Genomic DNA, 14,797 nt, shown 5'->3' with positions numbered 1-14,797 from the left:
TGGATAGCCGCAACATTAGAAGTTCTTAAAATAAGTAATATGAAAAACATTAAAAATTTAAGCAAAGTCCTGGTTTCCTGCGCTGCCCTTCTGCTGCTGGCAGCATGCAGAAAAGAACAGGCCCAAAGCGCTTCACAGGCTGGAACGCCAATTGAGCGTACAGATCCGCTTGCCTCGTGGAATGATACAAAAGTGAAAAAAGATATTATTGCTTACATAAAGGATGTCACAGATTCCAAAAGCCCTAATTTTATTCCGGTACAAGACCGCATTGCTGTATTTGACAACGATGGGACGCTGTGGTCCGAACAGCCTTTCTATTTTCAGCTTTTCTTTGCATTGGATCAGGTCAAAGCCCTGGCACCCCAGCATCCGGAATGGAAAAATAAGCAGCCTTTCAAGGCGGTATTGGAAAACAATATGGGCGATCTGATGAAGCAGGGAAAAAATGGGCTTCTGCAGATTGTCGGGGTGAGCCACTCGGGCATGACCACAGAAGAGTTCAATTCAAATGTCAGAAAGTGGATAGATTCCGCGCGGCATCCCGTCAAGAAAAAATTATATAAAGAGCTGATCTACCAGCCTATGCTGGAGCTGGTAAAATACCTTCAGGACAGGGAATTTAAGGTCTTTATTGTCTCTGGAGGCGGAATAGACTTCATGCGCGCCTGGACAGAAGAGGCATATGGAATTCCAAGCTATCAGGTTGTGGGCAGCACGCTTCAGGCGAGGTATGACTACAATAACGGCAAGCCGTCTATCGTGAAGCTTCCGGGACTGGATTTTAATGATGACAGAGAAGGCAAGCCGGTTGCTATAGAAAAATATATCGGCAAAAAGCCGGTTTTTGCGGCTGGAAATTCCGACGGGGACCTCCAGATGCTCCAGTGGACGGCATCCAATAAATATAAAAACTTTGAATTATATGTGCATCATACCGACTCAGTCCGAGAATGGGCTTACGACAGAAAGTCGCCTGTCGGAAATCTGGATAAAGGCCTGGATGAAGGCAAAGTTAAAAACTGGTCCTTTGCCGATATGAAAACAGACTGGAAAGTTATCTATCCAGAAAAATAATCCTCTAAATCGGCGTTATGAAATATACAAAAGCATATACCATCCTTCGTGAAACAGCCTTGCAGGCTGTTTTGCTAATTTTTATATTTGGAATGCAGGGCATCACTGCCCAAGAGAACCCGCTGGAAAAGGACCAGCCTGAGGGCAAGACGTCTGTGAAATTATCCCAAGAGGTCATGAATCCCACAACGCTGGCCTGGCAGCTGCAGCTTGAAGAATTTGCAATCCTGAAAACGGAAAATCAGGATGGATTTGCGCAAAATTTCAGGGTCAGAGGAATCATACCGATGAAAGAAGGCTTTGTAATTAAAGTGCCTCAGCTCATCAGGGTGATCGCTTTTCTAAATACTGCACCAGGCGGAAGGACCGGTCTTGGCGATGTGACGCTTAACCAGTTTTTTATCCTCAGTAAAAAAGAATGGGGACAGTTTGGAGCCGGGTGGAATCTTCAGATTCCCACCGCGGGAGATCCCAAGCTGGGCTCGCCGCAATGGAGTCTTGGACCTGCCTTTACAGTAACGTTTACAAAGTTAGGCAAGTGGCAGATGTACTGGATACTGGAAAATTTTTTCACGGTTTCAAAAAATGGCCAGTACGGATCTTCTGCCTATGCGGTGCTGCAGCCTAATGTATTTTACACTTGGCCGAATGGCGTGTATGCTGGAATTGAACCCGAATGGCAGATTGATTACAAAACAGGAAAAGTCGCCATACCGATGGATTTCAGATTAGGATATATCTGGTCGGGCAAATTGAAATATAATGCTTATATAGAGCCTGAAATAATGGCTTACAGATCAGAGGGATATCCTCGAAATTCGGCAAATTTTGGCATTAGGCTGGGTTTCAGATGGTATATTCCCATGTAATCTGCTGTCCGCACGCAAGTGCGCATACTGCATTTGTTCCCTATATGCAGCTAAGAGGGCAGACTGAGAAATCCTTTTAAGGTTTGTTCGCGGCGGGCCTTCGCCAGATGGTATTTTCACGCGTTTATAGATTAAGATAGTGGGCAGCAGTTACAGTTCGGCTTTACAGAAAGCTTGCTTCTGATGCTTTTATGGGCGGATCGGCGCAGGAAAGCAGATTTTCAGGGAGCATCCTCAGAAAGCTGTCTGGATAAATCATGAGCATGTTTTTGCAGGGCCAGACCAGAAGGGCGCCGCAGCACATTGAACCTCAAGCTTTGTGAAATGATTGCACAGGCATCCTTCTTCAAAGCAGTCTTGCGCTCAAAAAGTGCTGCGCCTGTCAGGGCGGCAGAGACAAATATTATTATGTTTTGAGTATAATCCTCTAGAGGAACCTGAGAGATTAAAACCCTTTATTATGAAAAACAAGACTTTTTTGATTTTAGCCTTGCTGACAGCTTCTATTATTATTTCGTCTGCTTACAGCTACAGCAGATCTGCTGATAAAGAAGAGAAAAAAACTGTCGCAGAATGTCATGAAACTCCAAATAATACAGCATCTGAATTTAAGCCAACTGTAGAAAATAAATTCAAACCCGCTGTAAAAGCCCCAAAAGGAATGGTTTGGATTCCTGGAGGCGAATTCTCAATGGGTTCAAATGTAGAAGACGAGAGTTTGTGCAGCATTAAAGGCGCTGCAAAAGATGCGGCTCCCATTCACAGAGTTTACGTTGGCGGCTATTATATGGACGAAACCGAGGTTACGAACGGAGAATTTGAAAAATTTGTAAAAGCTACAGGCTATGTAACCGTTGCGGAACAAAAACCAACAAAAGAAGAATTTCCAACTGCAAATGAGGAGGATCTGATTACAGGCTCTGTTATATTTACCCCTACGCGATCTGCAGTTAATTTGAATAATTTTCTTCAATGGTGGCGTTATGAACCGGGAGCAGACTGGAGGCATCCAGACGGGCCGCAAAGCAGCATCAAGGGAAAAGAAAATTATCCTGTTGTTCATGTGGTTTATGAAGATGCAGAAGCTTACGCGAAATGGGCAGGAAAAAGGCTTCCGACAGAAGCTGAATGGGAATTTGCAGCTAGAGGCGGTAAAACAGGAAATCTTTACGCTTGGGGAAATAATTTAAAACCTGACGGCAAATTTCAGGCAAATATCTATCAGGGACATTTCCCTATAAAAGACGGCGACACTGGAGAAGACGGATTTAAAGGAATTGCTCCAGCAAAACAATATGCTCCAAATCCATACGGTTTGTATGATATGGCCGGAAATGTTTGGGAATGGGTACACGACTGGTATAGCGTGGATTATTATAAATCCTTGGCAGAAAACGGAAAAACGATCAAAAACCCTCAAGGGCCAAATGCGTACAACGATCCGAATGATCCTTCACAAATCAAAAGAGTGCATCGCGGCGGTTCTTTTTTATGCACCGATCAATATTGCACACGCTACATGGTTGGAACCAGAGGAAAAGGGGAATATCGGTCTGCAGCCAATCACTTAGGTTTTAGATGCGTAAAAAGCTTAGAATAAAAAAATGGCCTGATCTGCATGGGATGATTCTAGACAAGATGCAGTAAACGGCACATGGAAAATGCCTCTGCCTGAGAAAGTTAAATAAGCCTAAATTTCAAGTTTGTGATTGGATATCTCGCAGGCAAATACCAGATGCATCCAGGAATAGGGCAAATCGCTCAAATATTTTTCAATGAAGCGCCCTCAAAGGGAAAATTAAATCATTAAGTATTAATTAAAATCAGAAATTATGAAAAAGTACCTTTTACCAGCTGTTGTTTTTTTCTTTTCAATTACGGCTTCGGCACAGAGTGCCCAGTCGCTGCTGCTTAATCTTTACGCAGGCTACACCTTTTCGGACAGGGTGGATTTTGATTCCTCTTATGCAAGAGTGGAAGACGGTTTTGAATATGGGGCCGGTCTGGAATATTTTATAATTGACAATGCTTCCATAGAATTGAAATACAACAGGCTGGATGCCAGAATGCCCCTGTACACCAAAGCCGCCCTGCCTGCGGCAGGCATCCCGGCAGGAGGACAGGTGAATGCCGGAGATGACAAAGGCGCCATTAATTATATACTGGCGGACTATACCTATTATTTTGGTTCCAGTTCGCAAAAAGCGCTGCCTTTTTTGGGGGCCGGTGCAGGGATTGCTGTGCTGGAAGCGCCGCAGAGCGGCAACGGGACTTATTTTGCATGGGAGGCCAAAGCGGGGGTTAAGATCAAAACCGATTCTGCGTTTTCCATCAACCTGAACGCCTATCTGCAGTCCATGTCGGCGGCCGTCGGTTATGACTACTATTGGGACTACTACTGGGGACCGGTCGCAGTGACCGATTATGCCTCAACATTCCAGTTCGGCCTGGGGGCAGTGCTGAGCTATGATTTCAGCAAATGAGAAAATGCGCGCAACCCTTGAACTGCAGCAGAAAATTCTCATATATAGGCGGCGATAGATAAAGCCCGCATGATAGCGTGCCAATAAGACACCTTATCTGCGGGCTTGTCCATAAACATAATCTTCCATTTATGCCTATATGAGGTGAAGCACTAACGCAGAGAAGCGCGGGTTATTGCATCTGCGGTGAAATAACAGCAGAAAAGACCCCCGGGCGCGAAGCACTTCTGTTCTAATTTTATCTTAATGAGACTCGAACCACACTGTATTGAAATATATGTTTTTTATTTTTTTCGACATTGGCATGAAAATTATCGGATCAAAAAAAGTATTAAAAATCAATATTTTTAAGGTTTTCACTAAAAGCTGCACCGGAACGGGATTCGAACCTCGTTTATAAACAAGTTGTGACTTCAATTCCAAAGAAGCAATAATACGAAATGGATAAATGTCAAAAGCAATTGTACGGCATCGTCGGCACAATAATATTGAAAGGAACTGCGATAAAAAAAGATCTTTGAATGAGAATGCCGTTAAGAGATTGATTGCTATAGTGTCATAGTCAAGACAATCGGGCTTGCATGTTTTTTTTAATAGGTTTGTCTTCAAATCTTGTTGCCAAAAAACTATTTAAGCTCAAGGCTTTTTCTTAAAAAATTATAATTACATTTTATGGCACTTTAATTTGTATCTCTATTGTATTTTTAATTTGAATTCGTCATACTATCTGTTAAGTTAATTTCTGGAACTGAAAACAACGTAGAATAAAAGTTGTATTATAATGAATCGTTTTTAAATTAAGTTATAATCATGATTTATTACTTAGATAAATGGCTAATCATTCCAAAAATTTTCTTGTTTTTTCGCTTCTGTTTTTTTAGCTTTCGCTGTATCATTGCTTTTGCCAGTTTCCCAAAAATCATTTGGGTTTACTGTCTTGGCACCTTTTTTCATAGATTCGTCACCATAACTAAATTGATTAATCTGCAAAATGCTTTTTGATGCTAGTCCAAGAAAGGAGCTCTGCATTTTTTCAGCATCAGCCTGATATAAATAGTAGCCTACAATGCTGACTTTGCCAACACCGAATTTCTTAAGATTATTTGCAAATGCAGATTTATAAGGGAAACTTCCATCGTCTAGTTTGTCAACCGCTATGACATTGCTAATGGCTATGGAACACACTTCTTGCGTCAGGAGAGCATTTTTATCGGCTATGAAGGCAAATACATATACTTGGCTTTGTTTTACATTATTTGATTCCAAAGGCAATCTGCCTTCTGGAAAAAGTTCAAACATTTTTTGTCTGATACCAAACAAGGCCGCTTTTCTTTTGCTTTCCAGTAAAGCCAATTGGGCTTCTCTTTCTTCGCGTAGACGCTCTTTGTTTTCTCGTTCTATTTTATCAGCCTTGATTTGGCTTATAAGGCCTCCAAGTGCTTTCATACTTCCGTTTATGGCAGCATCATATTGAGAACCTCTGTTTGATGTAGCATCTAAATAACTGGAGACTGAAGCGGCTTTAGCGGCAGCATAATTATTGGATTCCTGTTCTATAATCTGCATCTGTCTGCTATATTCCTGATTGATATCATCAATTGAATTGAAAATTTTATCTGCCAAACCAGCCTCCCTCATGGCTTCTGCAGAGCTTGATGCCGCATTTCCCTGACTGAAAGATTGGGATAAATTGCTGGCCTTGCTTACAAAATCGGCTTCTAATAGCTTTGCAGCTTCCTGTTTCTGTCTAATATCAGCCATCTGAGCATTTGCTTTTGCCTGAATTTCCTGATTTTTTGCCTGCTTGATTTCTTCAGGTGTTTGTTGGCGAGGTGTTTTAACTACAGGGCCTGCGGCTTCTGGATTGTTAGAGCTTTCAACAGTAGTGTCTTCATTTTTGACAATATCTTCTTTTTTTTGTTTTTCGGCTAGCGCACGTTCTATTTTAGCCAATTGTGTAGCAGGATAACTTTCTTTTGGAACTAATCTGAGAGCCTGTCCATATAAACTCTTAGCTTCCTCAAGATTGTTTCTGCTAAATGCATTATCAGCTTGTCGTATTACATTTTTGTAGTCTTCTTTATTTTGCTGTGAATTTATTAGATTACGAATTCTGGCTTCTAAGTCTGATGAATTGTTCCAGTTAAGATTGGTAATAAACGAGCCTGCCCACATTAAATCGAGATGATCTAAATTGGTTTCTTTTGAAATTTCAGCAGCATGATTAACGCTGTTTGTTTCGCCCATTATTGCTCCTATTGAAATAAAAGGATTTGAACCTCCCAAATTGGCTTGTGCAGCAAGTACCTGAATCTTCATATTTATGGAAGTTACCGCTAGTTTGTCAAATCCTGAAGCGCCAAGACCATCTATCGCGTCCATGGCATTGGCAAGATAAGCTGTTCCGTTATATTTGTAAGCTGGGATCCCATTGCCAAGAAAATTCATTTTTGAAAATGAAATATGCAGATTGGCGTAGTGCCTTGGACCAATTGTTTCCCTTTCAAAATAATAGCTTCCGCCAATACCAATTCGCATAGGTCCTCGGTCCATATCTGTTGGCAAGGTTAATTCCCAAAGAAAATTCTTTGTTGCAGATTTGTTTTGTGCTGATAAATTTAATACCAGACATAACAGAAAAGCTATGTGCAATTTGATTGGCGGAAGTATTTTCATGATTCAAACAGTATTGATTTTAAGAATTCTATTAGATTCTCTTTTTAAATAGTATATAACCGACCGATAATCCAAAATTTGAATTTTTTATGTGGCTACCATCAACACCAGTTGGATAATTCATAATATTGGCAAGACCTTTTGAATAGGTTAGACGCAATGTGATGCCATTTTCAAAAAAGTATCCAGCTCCTACATTAACACCATAATCACTTCTTTTGTATGAATAATCACCATCGTTTATCTTTAACTCTCCATCTTGAGTTTCAGCTGAAGTGAGGTAGCCATAGTAACCACCTCCCGAGAAAAAGAAAGTGCTTCCGATAGGCTTGATTTTGTACACAAAATCAACAGGAACGCTTACATATCCAAGTGTTATTGTTACAGTAGTATCATCGTTTGAACCCTTAAATTTGGTTCCCATGTTTCCATAAGTTATTCCTGGATTGATTGAAAATCGTGCGTCTTCAAAAGGTATCCAGAAAGTAAATCCGAGCTTACCTGATAATGTGGCTTTGTGGTCCTCAAATTTCTGTCCGTTGTCTTTTTCGCTAAATTTAGTCATTCCAATTGTGCCAAAAAGTTCACCTTGTGAAAATGCAAATGTCGAAACCGTCAACATAGCGGCTAAAAGTAGTTTTCTCATCATAATCATAATTGTTTTTTAAATTTATTTATAGTCTTTGAATACTCGCACTGTAAGGGAGCTCTTCCATCTTTTTGGGTTTTTTTCGTCTACGTAATTGTCACTGTACAAATGTACTCCCTTAGTATCTGAAATAACCCAGCTCCATTGGTTTTGGTAATTATAATAAGGTATGGCATCGGTTGATTTGTTGCCATATGATTCAAAATCAGCCTTAAATTTTTCTACGTATTTAGTAACCTCCGCAGTAGCCTCTGAGTAAGTTAAAATACCTTGCCCTTTGCTGTTGTAGTAAAAAATCGTTTTCTGAAATCCAACAACTCTGCCGTTTTTCACTAGTACTAAATGAATAGTGGTGTCATAGATAGGCGCCCCTGTAGATGAATTGTAAGGCAATAGAAAATTTTCCTTGTTCTCAAAACCAATGCTTTTAGAATGGCAAGCATAAATAAGATCAGCCTCAGTGCCTGATTCCCATTTTGTCTTAGACATTTTGTAATTCTCAGGCAGAATATTTGGATATTGTTTTTGAAATTCTTCTATTGTTTGTCCCAAAGGAAGTTCGTCTATTGTGAAGCTTTCAAAGTTTGCTTGTCCTTTTTTAATATTGACTTCAAGTTCTTGTTTTTGTGCTGCTAGTTTCTGTTCTTGCAGCGTCATATCATTTAATTTCTCTTTTAGCAGAATTTTATTTTTGGCGACAGCCATTTTCTTATCTGGTGAGTAGCTATCAATTCCAGCTGATTTTTCAAAAGCCTCTATTTTTTTTAATATATTTCTAACCCGTTCTGAAGTACTAAACCCCTTGTCCATTTCCACTACAATTTCTAAATATAATAATTTAGGCTTGTTGCCGATAATAGCTTTAGCTTGTTCTAAATAAGCAAGAGCTTTGTCGAATTCATTGTTACTGTAGGCCTCTTCACCTAATTGATATTTAGCAATAGCCTCCATCTCTTTCTCTGATTGGGAAAAAGAAAGAAAATTTTGAAAAAATAAAACGGTTAAAAATATAATTTTGAGAAATTTCATACTATTTATTTAATTATAAACTCATAAAAAAAAGTTAAATTTTTGTTGCGAAAATAAAAAAAAATAACAAATTAACAATATGATTTTGTGATATAAATTGAAAAAAGTCGCAATAGAAATGATTGTAGCTGGATTTTAGATAAAAGGGAAAAAGCTTTTAAATATTTTTGAAGTTCCTTTTGACCAAGTTATATTTCTAACAGAAATAAACCGATTTCTCACTGGAACAGTAGTTAATAGTAGAGTATGCGAAAGCGGTTTTCGAAAAAAATTGAACATGAGAAAATAGAAATAAGAGTTTCATGCGAATCTGAAGCTCAATTAGTCCTTCGCCGTTAATGTGCTGGGATTTGTTTTTTGATGTTAATTCGAATCGCTTTTAAACAAGAATTGAACTCGTATACAGTTTCGAACCTAAGCTTGTTAATCCCTGATTTTGCTGAGTTTTTTGTTCACCAAAAAACAATGTGCCACGATTTTGCCACAAAACTCCAACTGGTCATATTTTGGATAATTTTTGGTATACAACCCTAAACTCGGCAGAACTTAATTTTGCTGAGTTTTTAATTATGCTAAAAGTACTGTGCAATGATTATTCCATTAACTTATTTAAAAAAATGATGGCAAAATACACTTTAGTGACTTGTTGCAGATCTAGTAACACGTCCAAAGCTTTTTGGGGATAAAAAATCGAAATACTGTTTTCTTCAGAACTATTTTCCACTTATCTTCGGATTACTTTTTCGTTTGAAGCAGGAATCTGAACATCAAGAACGGTAAGATCAGATTTTTGATAGATTTGTTTTTTATTTTGATACTTATATTCTGTACCAACTACTACAGACTGTAGGTTAAAAGTTTTAAAAATCATTTTTGTTCAATGATGCTTGCCAATGATAATATTTTGTTGCTTCTAATTGATTTGCAGAGTTATTAATAGTGAAATGTAAGTATTCTTCGTCTCCTAAAATTTTCTTCATTAGCTCTTCATCCAAGATTTCCTCGACTTTATTATTTTTTAGATATTCCATTGCTTTGGGGTGATGTAGGATTGAACTTCTCATTTCCTGTAGGTCCTTGGCGTATGCATTTTTTATATTTTCAATTGTCTGTTCTGTGTAATGTGTGAAATATAAACACTCATCAAAATCAACTCTTTTTTTATAGTTAAGATTTTCATCATAAAGAGACCATTTATGTAATTTTACTGAAAATAAATCCGATCCCATATTCGAAGGGAAATTTACTCCACCACCATCATTGTACAATAAAACCGTATCATTTTTGTAATACAGATTTAAGATATATAAAGCCGACATTATATCAAAAAGATATTTTAAATTGCCGAATCGTAATGAATTTGCTCTATCATGTTTTAAATTTTGGTATGAGTTATTCCAAGTGTAAGTTATTCCATTGTGAAAAGTACTAGTTTCATTTTTTATAAATGGTTTTAATTCTTTCAATGTTTGAAAGCAGTTTACTGACGTTACAATTACAGACTTTAAATCAAGTTTCCAAAGATTATTAAGGTGCTCAAGTGCATCGGAGTCATATTTTATTTTTGATGTTTTTAGGCCACCGTTGGATTTGTATAATTCTTTTGATATCGATTCAATTTCTGCTGATGCTCTTAAAATTAGATCTGAAATTTGCGAAGAATATACATTTAATTGATTATCGTCTATATGAATCGAATAACTTAAATTAAGAACTCCCAATTCTAAATTTTTATAGACCGGCCAGTATATATTTGACATATATTTAAAATTTGGTAAGTATACCCATTTTACACTAGATTTTGTGTTTCTAGTTTTTTGTGGGTGGAGTTAAAAATAATAATTGATTACGAAACATGAGTAAATCACTATGCTGTTTATCAATCAATTTTTGAAATGTTGCAATATTGCTTTTAGTATAAATTTGGTTATTTTTCAAATCTTGATAAACTTTATCAGATAAATCTTTTTCAAAACCTTGTTTGTACATATTCAACAAATGTTGAAAAGTTATATCAGGATAAATAAAATGTTCAGCTCCATTATTCTCGTCAATATACTTTTGAAGTATTGACTGAACTTCTAAATGCAGTTTTTGAGTAGTTAGGAAAGTGCCTAGAAGGTTATTCCTTTCTTCATCAGGTTTAGAGTAGAATGTCTTTTGAAATGTTAGCCAAGCAATTATAAGTCCCGCAACACCTATAAATATTTCCATACTTGTTTTTTATTCAAATATAGCAAATAAAAAAGCCTCTGGTTAAAGAGGCTTGATTTTTATATTACTGCATTTTTAAGCTTGACCTTGTGTAGAAGGAATATTTAAATATTCATCTGCATATCTTGTTACATCTTGAATCTTTTTAAGTTCCCATTTAACTTCCTCAAACCCTTTTTCAGTAGAGCCATCAAGTTTATCTATTTTGGTTTCTAAGTTTTCCAAGTGCTCTTTTATTTCCTTAAAATTGCTATCCAAGGCGGGAGCTACATTTTTTAATGTACTTATGATTTTATCTATTTTGTACTCTAAAGTATCTATCCTATTTTCAAGATTTGTAATTTTGTCTTCACTCATAGTTAGCTGGTTTACCTTACAAAGGTATAAACTTTTCTTTGATTTCCAACTATTTGTCATTTCTTAAAATGTCTAGCTTTTAGAAGTGCTTTATTAAAGTCTGATAGCTCTTCTTTTTTACGTCCTTTTTCTATGTCTTCGAAAGTGGCTGTTTTAACTGTTTTTCTTTTCCCGCCGATTAATAAAGGAAGTTTTAAGTTCTTAATCTCTGATAAATCTTCCTGCAAATACTCTGTCATATCTTCCAGACTAAAATACCATTGTTGTTCAAATTCTGTTTTGTGTATGCTTTCATCTTGTAAAAGCTTTTCTTTTTCTAGTATTTTCAAATTACGCCGGATTTTATAACTTTTGATAAATTTATTACGTCTTTGTTGAAGCATTTTGTCATTAGAATCTGGATGTAGAATCCAATAACATTCGAAACGCTATTAGCAGCAGATAATGTTTTAGATTTATCTCGAATAAGAGACGTAAATGAATACGATCGAGACAGTACAATTGATAAGTCAAAACCATTTGGATTTTTAAAGCTTGATGACGCTTCAAACGATTTCAACTTCATTTATCTAACATACCAATAAAAATATTATATCGTGCACCAAATATTATCTCGGTTAAAGATATTGAAAACAGTAAACTATATATTCCTATCGGTTATAAAAATTCACACATGAAAGAATTGTTTATTCAAGATGAATTAAGTGAAGTTGAAAAGATTTTTAAAGACATCTCAGTTGGTAATTTCTATTTAAATTCTGGACTGACGTATCACGCATCTTATAAAAATTTAAAAGAGACTTCTGGAGTTTATATAGTTAATGATTTTCAATGTAAAGAACACTAAAATCACTCACATAACCATTTGAATCTAAATTACCCAGATCTTGATACTACTGAGTTTTTACTTTTTTCAAAAGCAAATGTGAATTATCCTAATTTGTGAATCTGCAGCGACAGAATCTGTGAAGATTGAGCATGGTTTCATGGCATCGCATACCGGCTATTATTTTATGATGTTACTCAATCATATGCTACGTTATGAGCCTGAAAGGATCCTTAGGCTCTCAGCTTCTGTTATTCGCAGCGCTTCGAATAATAATTTTGCCTACGACCAGACAGGATTTCGGGAAATAATTCGTCTTACCGAAAGAATCTGGCGGACCACAAGCAGATTTTGAGAAATAGGGAGAATCTGGATTATCTTCTGGAGATTCTCGAACTTTTTTACCGCTTCAGGATTTGATCAGGCAGTGGAGCTTACACTCAAATTAAAAGAAGCATTTTAAGCTGTGTAAAAAAAAAGATTTTTTGATTTTAATCAACAAATCTATTGAATTAAGAATAAGGTTTTCCGTACTTATCAGAGTTTTAATTTTGTTAAGTTTGTCCGAATGAAGACTTATATGATGTAAGTTGATGATTAATAGAATATTTTGCTCTTAAGCCTATTTAATAATAAAAACCATTTATAACAAGTATGAATAAACGTGATTTTAACCGTGTACATTTTTATTCCAGGGAAGATTTGGCTGGATCTCGTGAACTTTTAAAAGGTGAGTCTATCTTGAAAAGTGAAATAAAAACTAGTTACAATGACATAAATGATATTTTAGAACTTTATCACTTAAAAAAATATTTCGATAATGATTTGTACTTAAAAAATTGGACTATAGAAGATTTAGACAATTTTAAAGAGAAAACTAATGAATATGGAAATAAAGTTGGGCAATTTTTCGCTGGTATAAATGAGATAAATGCTATGGTTTTATATGAAAGTGTTCAGCTAGGATATACACAGTCATTTTGGGAAATTGTAAGTAGTCACAGTACATTTAAAAGAATATCAAAAGTAACTTTTAGAGCTCTTCTTGATATAAAACCACACTTGATTACTGAAATTTTAATTCATAAGCCACTTGTTGATTATTACTGTGCAGAGTTAAAAAACTTTCTTCTAGATTATGAAAAAGCAGCTGAAATTTTACTGACCCACTATGAAGCTGAGAAACAGAATCGCGATAGACAATATTTTATACCTAGTAAGCTAACTGTTGTAGATAAAGAAAATATAATTTTAAAATATTTAGATTCAGATGTTATAAATCTCAACTACCTTGCGCTAATTCAAAATGTTAGAAATAAGGCAGAATTTAAAATTTCAGATAGAACAAAACTGAAGGCTAAACGATTAAACAAAAAAGAAACTGAAAAGCTGTTCGTTAATAATTCTTCTATAAAATATGGTGTTTCAGTTAGCTTTCCCGATGATACAGCCAATATTATAAATGCCTATTTTGATGATGAACATGTTATTCATTATGAATATAGCCTAAATTTTATTAAGAAAAACGATACCCCTTATGTATTATTTCAAAATTTTAGAGATCTTTTTGGGTTTGTTGATAATCAGTGGAGAATAAATTTAGTAAGCAAGAAAAATCAGCGTGTGCTGTTTGAAGAATTAATGGGAGTCCGTTCAGAAAACGAGTACAGAACGGGAACAGCCTTTTCCTTATCAGAAATGACTTCAGGAGCTCAAATTTACGGATATAGTAGAATTGTTAAAGGGCTAAATACAACGTTGGAAGATATTTTGCATTTAACTTTTACAGCCTTTTTCAGAGAAAAATATGGTTTTGCAGAAAATGCTCGTTTTCTAATACCATCCGCTACAAATTCTTATTTTGAAAAAGTAAGGTTGCTTGCGCCAGAATTTGAGTCAATACTAAAACAGTTTAAACTTTATGTTGAAGATGGATTTATCGATTTTGAACTTTTACAGATATCTTCAGTACCTACAGTGATTAGTGATATACCAAGTCTAAATAGTAATAAATACATTTATTTCAATTCCGATAATAAAGAAATGGGTTATAGTTCAAGTTTATTATTTTCAGATCAGTCATTTTTAAATTACGTGGAGCCTTTCGCGGAAAAAAACTATAAAAATTTCTTTAGGCTAGCGTTAAATGAAAATTTGAATTACAACAATTTTGAGCAATACCAAAAACAACAAATCGATTTCTTGATAGAAAAAGATTTTTTCAAAGTTACAGATAATGAAATTCTAGAAATTGCGAATATTGAAAGACTGCTTATACTTCAAGATTTATATGAAAATGAATTTGCATCATATCACAGATATTCTTTAAAACTTCAAAATGAGGTTTTAAGAATGGTGGATGAGAAAATTTTATTTTTTGATAGTTCACTGTTTTCAAAATCTGAACAATCTTATTTTAACTATTTTCTTAATAAAAAAGAATTTACAAATGGGCTAGAACTGCGAAATAGCTATCTGCACGGAACACAGGCAAATCCTGAAGAGATTCAAAAGCATGAATATGCATATTTCTCCTATTTAAAATTGCTGGTTTTAGTTATTCTGAAGATAGAAGATGATTTGCAAATTGCTCTAAATATAGAAAAATAATACCATG

14 protein-coding genes are annotated in these 14,797 nt (G+C 35.8%); 6 read left to right on the top strand and 8 right to left on the bottom strand.

Annotated features, from left to right (window positions below):
• Nucleotides 1-39: 39 nt before the first annotated feature.
• The 4 genes from EG814_RS08890 (at nucleotide 40) to EG814_RS08875 (ending at nucleotide 4,429) form a co-directional block, all read left to right on the top strand.
• Complete coding sequence (locus tag EG814_RS08890) at nucleotides 40-1,077, top strand: HAD family hydrolase (protein ID WP_125721021.1); 1,038 nt, start codon at nucleotides 40-42, stop codon at nucleotides 1,075-1,077.
• 17 nt (nucleotides 1,078-1,094) lie between these two features.
• Nucleotides 1,095-1,946, top strand: coding sequence for a transporter family protein (locus EG814_RS08885; RefSeq protein WP_125721019.1), 852 nt, complete (start codon nucleotides 1,095-1,097; stop codon nucleotides 1,944-1,946).
• A gap of 460 nt (nucleotides 1,947-2,406) precedes the next feature.
• Nucleotides 2,407-3,546 (top strand): formylglycine-generating enzyme family protein, encoded by a 1,140-nt coding sequence (locus EG814_RS08880; RefSeq protein ID WP_125721017.1) that lies wholly within the window; start codon nucleotides 2,407-2,409, stop codon nucleotides 3,544-3,546.
• 232 nt (nucleotides 3,547-3,778) lie between these two features.
• Nucleotides 3,779-4,429: an outer membrane beta-barrel protein gene (locus EG814_RS08875; RefSeq protein WP_125721015.1), complete on the top strand. Its 651-nt coding sequence runs from the start codon at nucleotides 3,779-3,781 to the stop codon at nucleotides 4,427-4,429.
• Between the two features lie 834 nt (nucleotides 4,430-5,263).
• Here the strand turns inward: EG814_RS08875 and EG814_RS08870 are convergent.
• The 8 genes from EG814_RS08870 to EG814_RS08840 all read right to left on the bottom strand — a co-directional run bounded on the left by EG814_RS08870 (nucleotide 5,264) and on the right by EG814_RS08840 (nucleotide 11,683).
• The gene (locus tag EG814_RS08870; protein ID WP_125721013.1) at nucleotides 5,264-7,105 is read right to left on the bottom strand and encodes a hypothetical protein; all 1,842 of its coding nucleotides are present in this window, start codon (nucleotides 7,103-7,105) and stop codon (nucleotides 5,264-5,266) included.
• Between the two features lie 31 nt (nucleotides 7,106-7,136).
• Nucleotides 7,137-7,754 (bottom strand): porin family protein, encoded by a 618-nt coding sequence (locus tag EG814_RS08865; protein WP_164515297.1) that lies wholly within the window; start codon nucleotides 7,752-7,754, stop codon nucleotides 7,137-7,139.
• Nucleotides 7,755-7,775: 21 nt separating this feature from the next.
• Complete coding sequence (locus tag EG814_RS08860; RefSeq protein WP_125721009.1) at nucleotides 7,776-8,783, bottom strand: hypothetical protein; 1,008 nt, start codon at nucleotides 8,781-8,783, stop codon at nucleotides 7,776-7,778.
• 724 nt (nucleotides 8,784-9,507) lie between these two features.
• The gene (locus tag EG814_RS20995) at nucleotides 9,508-9,654 is read right to left on the bottom strand and encodes a hypothetical protein (RefSeq protein ID WP_164515296.1); all 147 of its coding nucleotides are present in this window, start codon (nucleotides 9,652-9,654) and stop codon (nucleotides 9,508-9,510) included.
• Entirely contained in the window at nucleotides 9,644-10,543 is a 900-nt protein-coding gene (locus tag EG814_RS08855) for a hypothetical protein (RefSeq protein ID WP_125721007.1), read from the bottom strand. Before EG814_RS08855 ends, EG814_RS20995 begins: the two co-directional genes overlap by 11 nt.
• Before the next feature lie 49 nt (nucleotides 10,544-10,592).
• Complete coding sequence (locus tag EG814_RS08850) at nucleotides 10,593-10,997, bottom strand: hypothetical protein (RefSeq protein ID WP_125721005.1); 405 nt, start codon at nucleotides 10,995-10,997, stop codon at nucleotides 10,593-10,595.
• Nucleotides 10,998-11,072: 75 nt separating this feature from the next.
• Nucleotides 11,073-11,354, bottom strand: coding sequence for a hypothetical protein (locus EG814_RS08845; protein WP_125721003.1), 282 nt, complete (start codon nucleotides 11,352-11,354; stop codon nucleotides 11,073-11,075).
• Nucleotides 11,355-11,410: 56 nt separating this feature from the next.
• A complete protein-coding gene (locus tag EG814_RS08840; protein WP_125721001.1) occupies nucleotides 11,411-11,683 on the bottom strand; it encodes a hypothetical protein in 273 nt (90 codons plus the stop codon).
• A 344-nt stretch (nucleotides 11,684-12,027) separates the two neighbouring features.
• Between EG814_RS08840 and EG814_RS20990 the strand changes: the two genes are divergently transcribed.
• Nucleotides 12,028-12,201 carry a hypothetical protein gene (locus tag EG814_RS20990; RefSeq protein ID WP_164515295.1) on the top strand — a complete coding sequence of 58 codons (174 nt, stop codon included), beginning with the start codon at nucleotides 12,028-12,030 and terminating at the stop codon, nucleotides 12,199-12,201.
• A 633-nt stretch (nucleotides 12,202-12,834) separates the two neighbouring features.
• Nucleotides 12,835-14,790: a hypothetical protein gene (locus tag EG814_RS08835; RefSeq protein WP_125720999.1), complete on the top strand. Its 1,956-nt coding sequence runs from the start codon at nucleotides 12,835-12,837 to the stop codon at nucleotides 14,788-14,790.
• Nucleotides 14,791-14,797 lie beyond the last annotated feature (7 nt).

The organism is Flavobacterium ustbae (assembly GCF_003946915.1).
GTDB classification, from domain to species: Bacteria; Bacteroidota; Bacteroidia; order Flavobacteriales; family Flavobacteriaceae; genus Flavobacterium; species Flavobacterium ustbae.
This window is presented reverse-complemented; position numbering and strand designations above follow the sequence as displayed.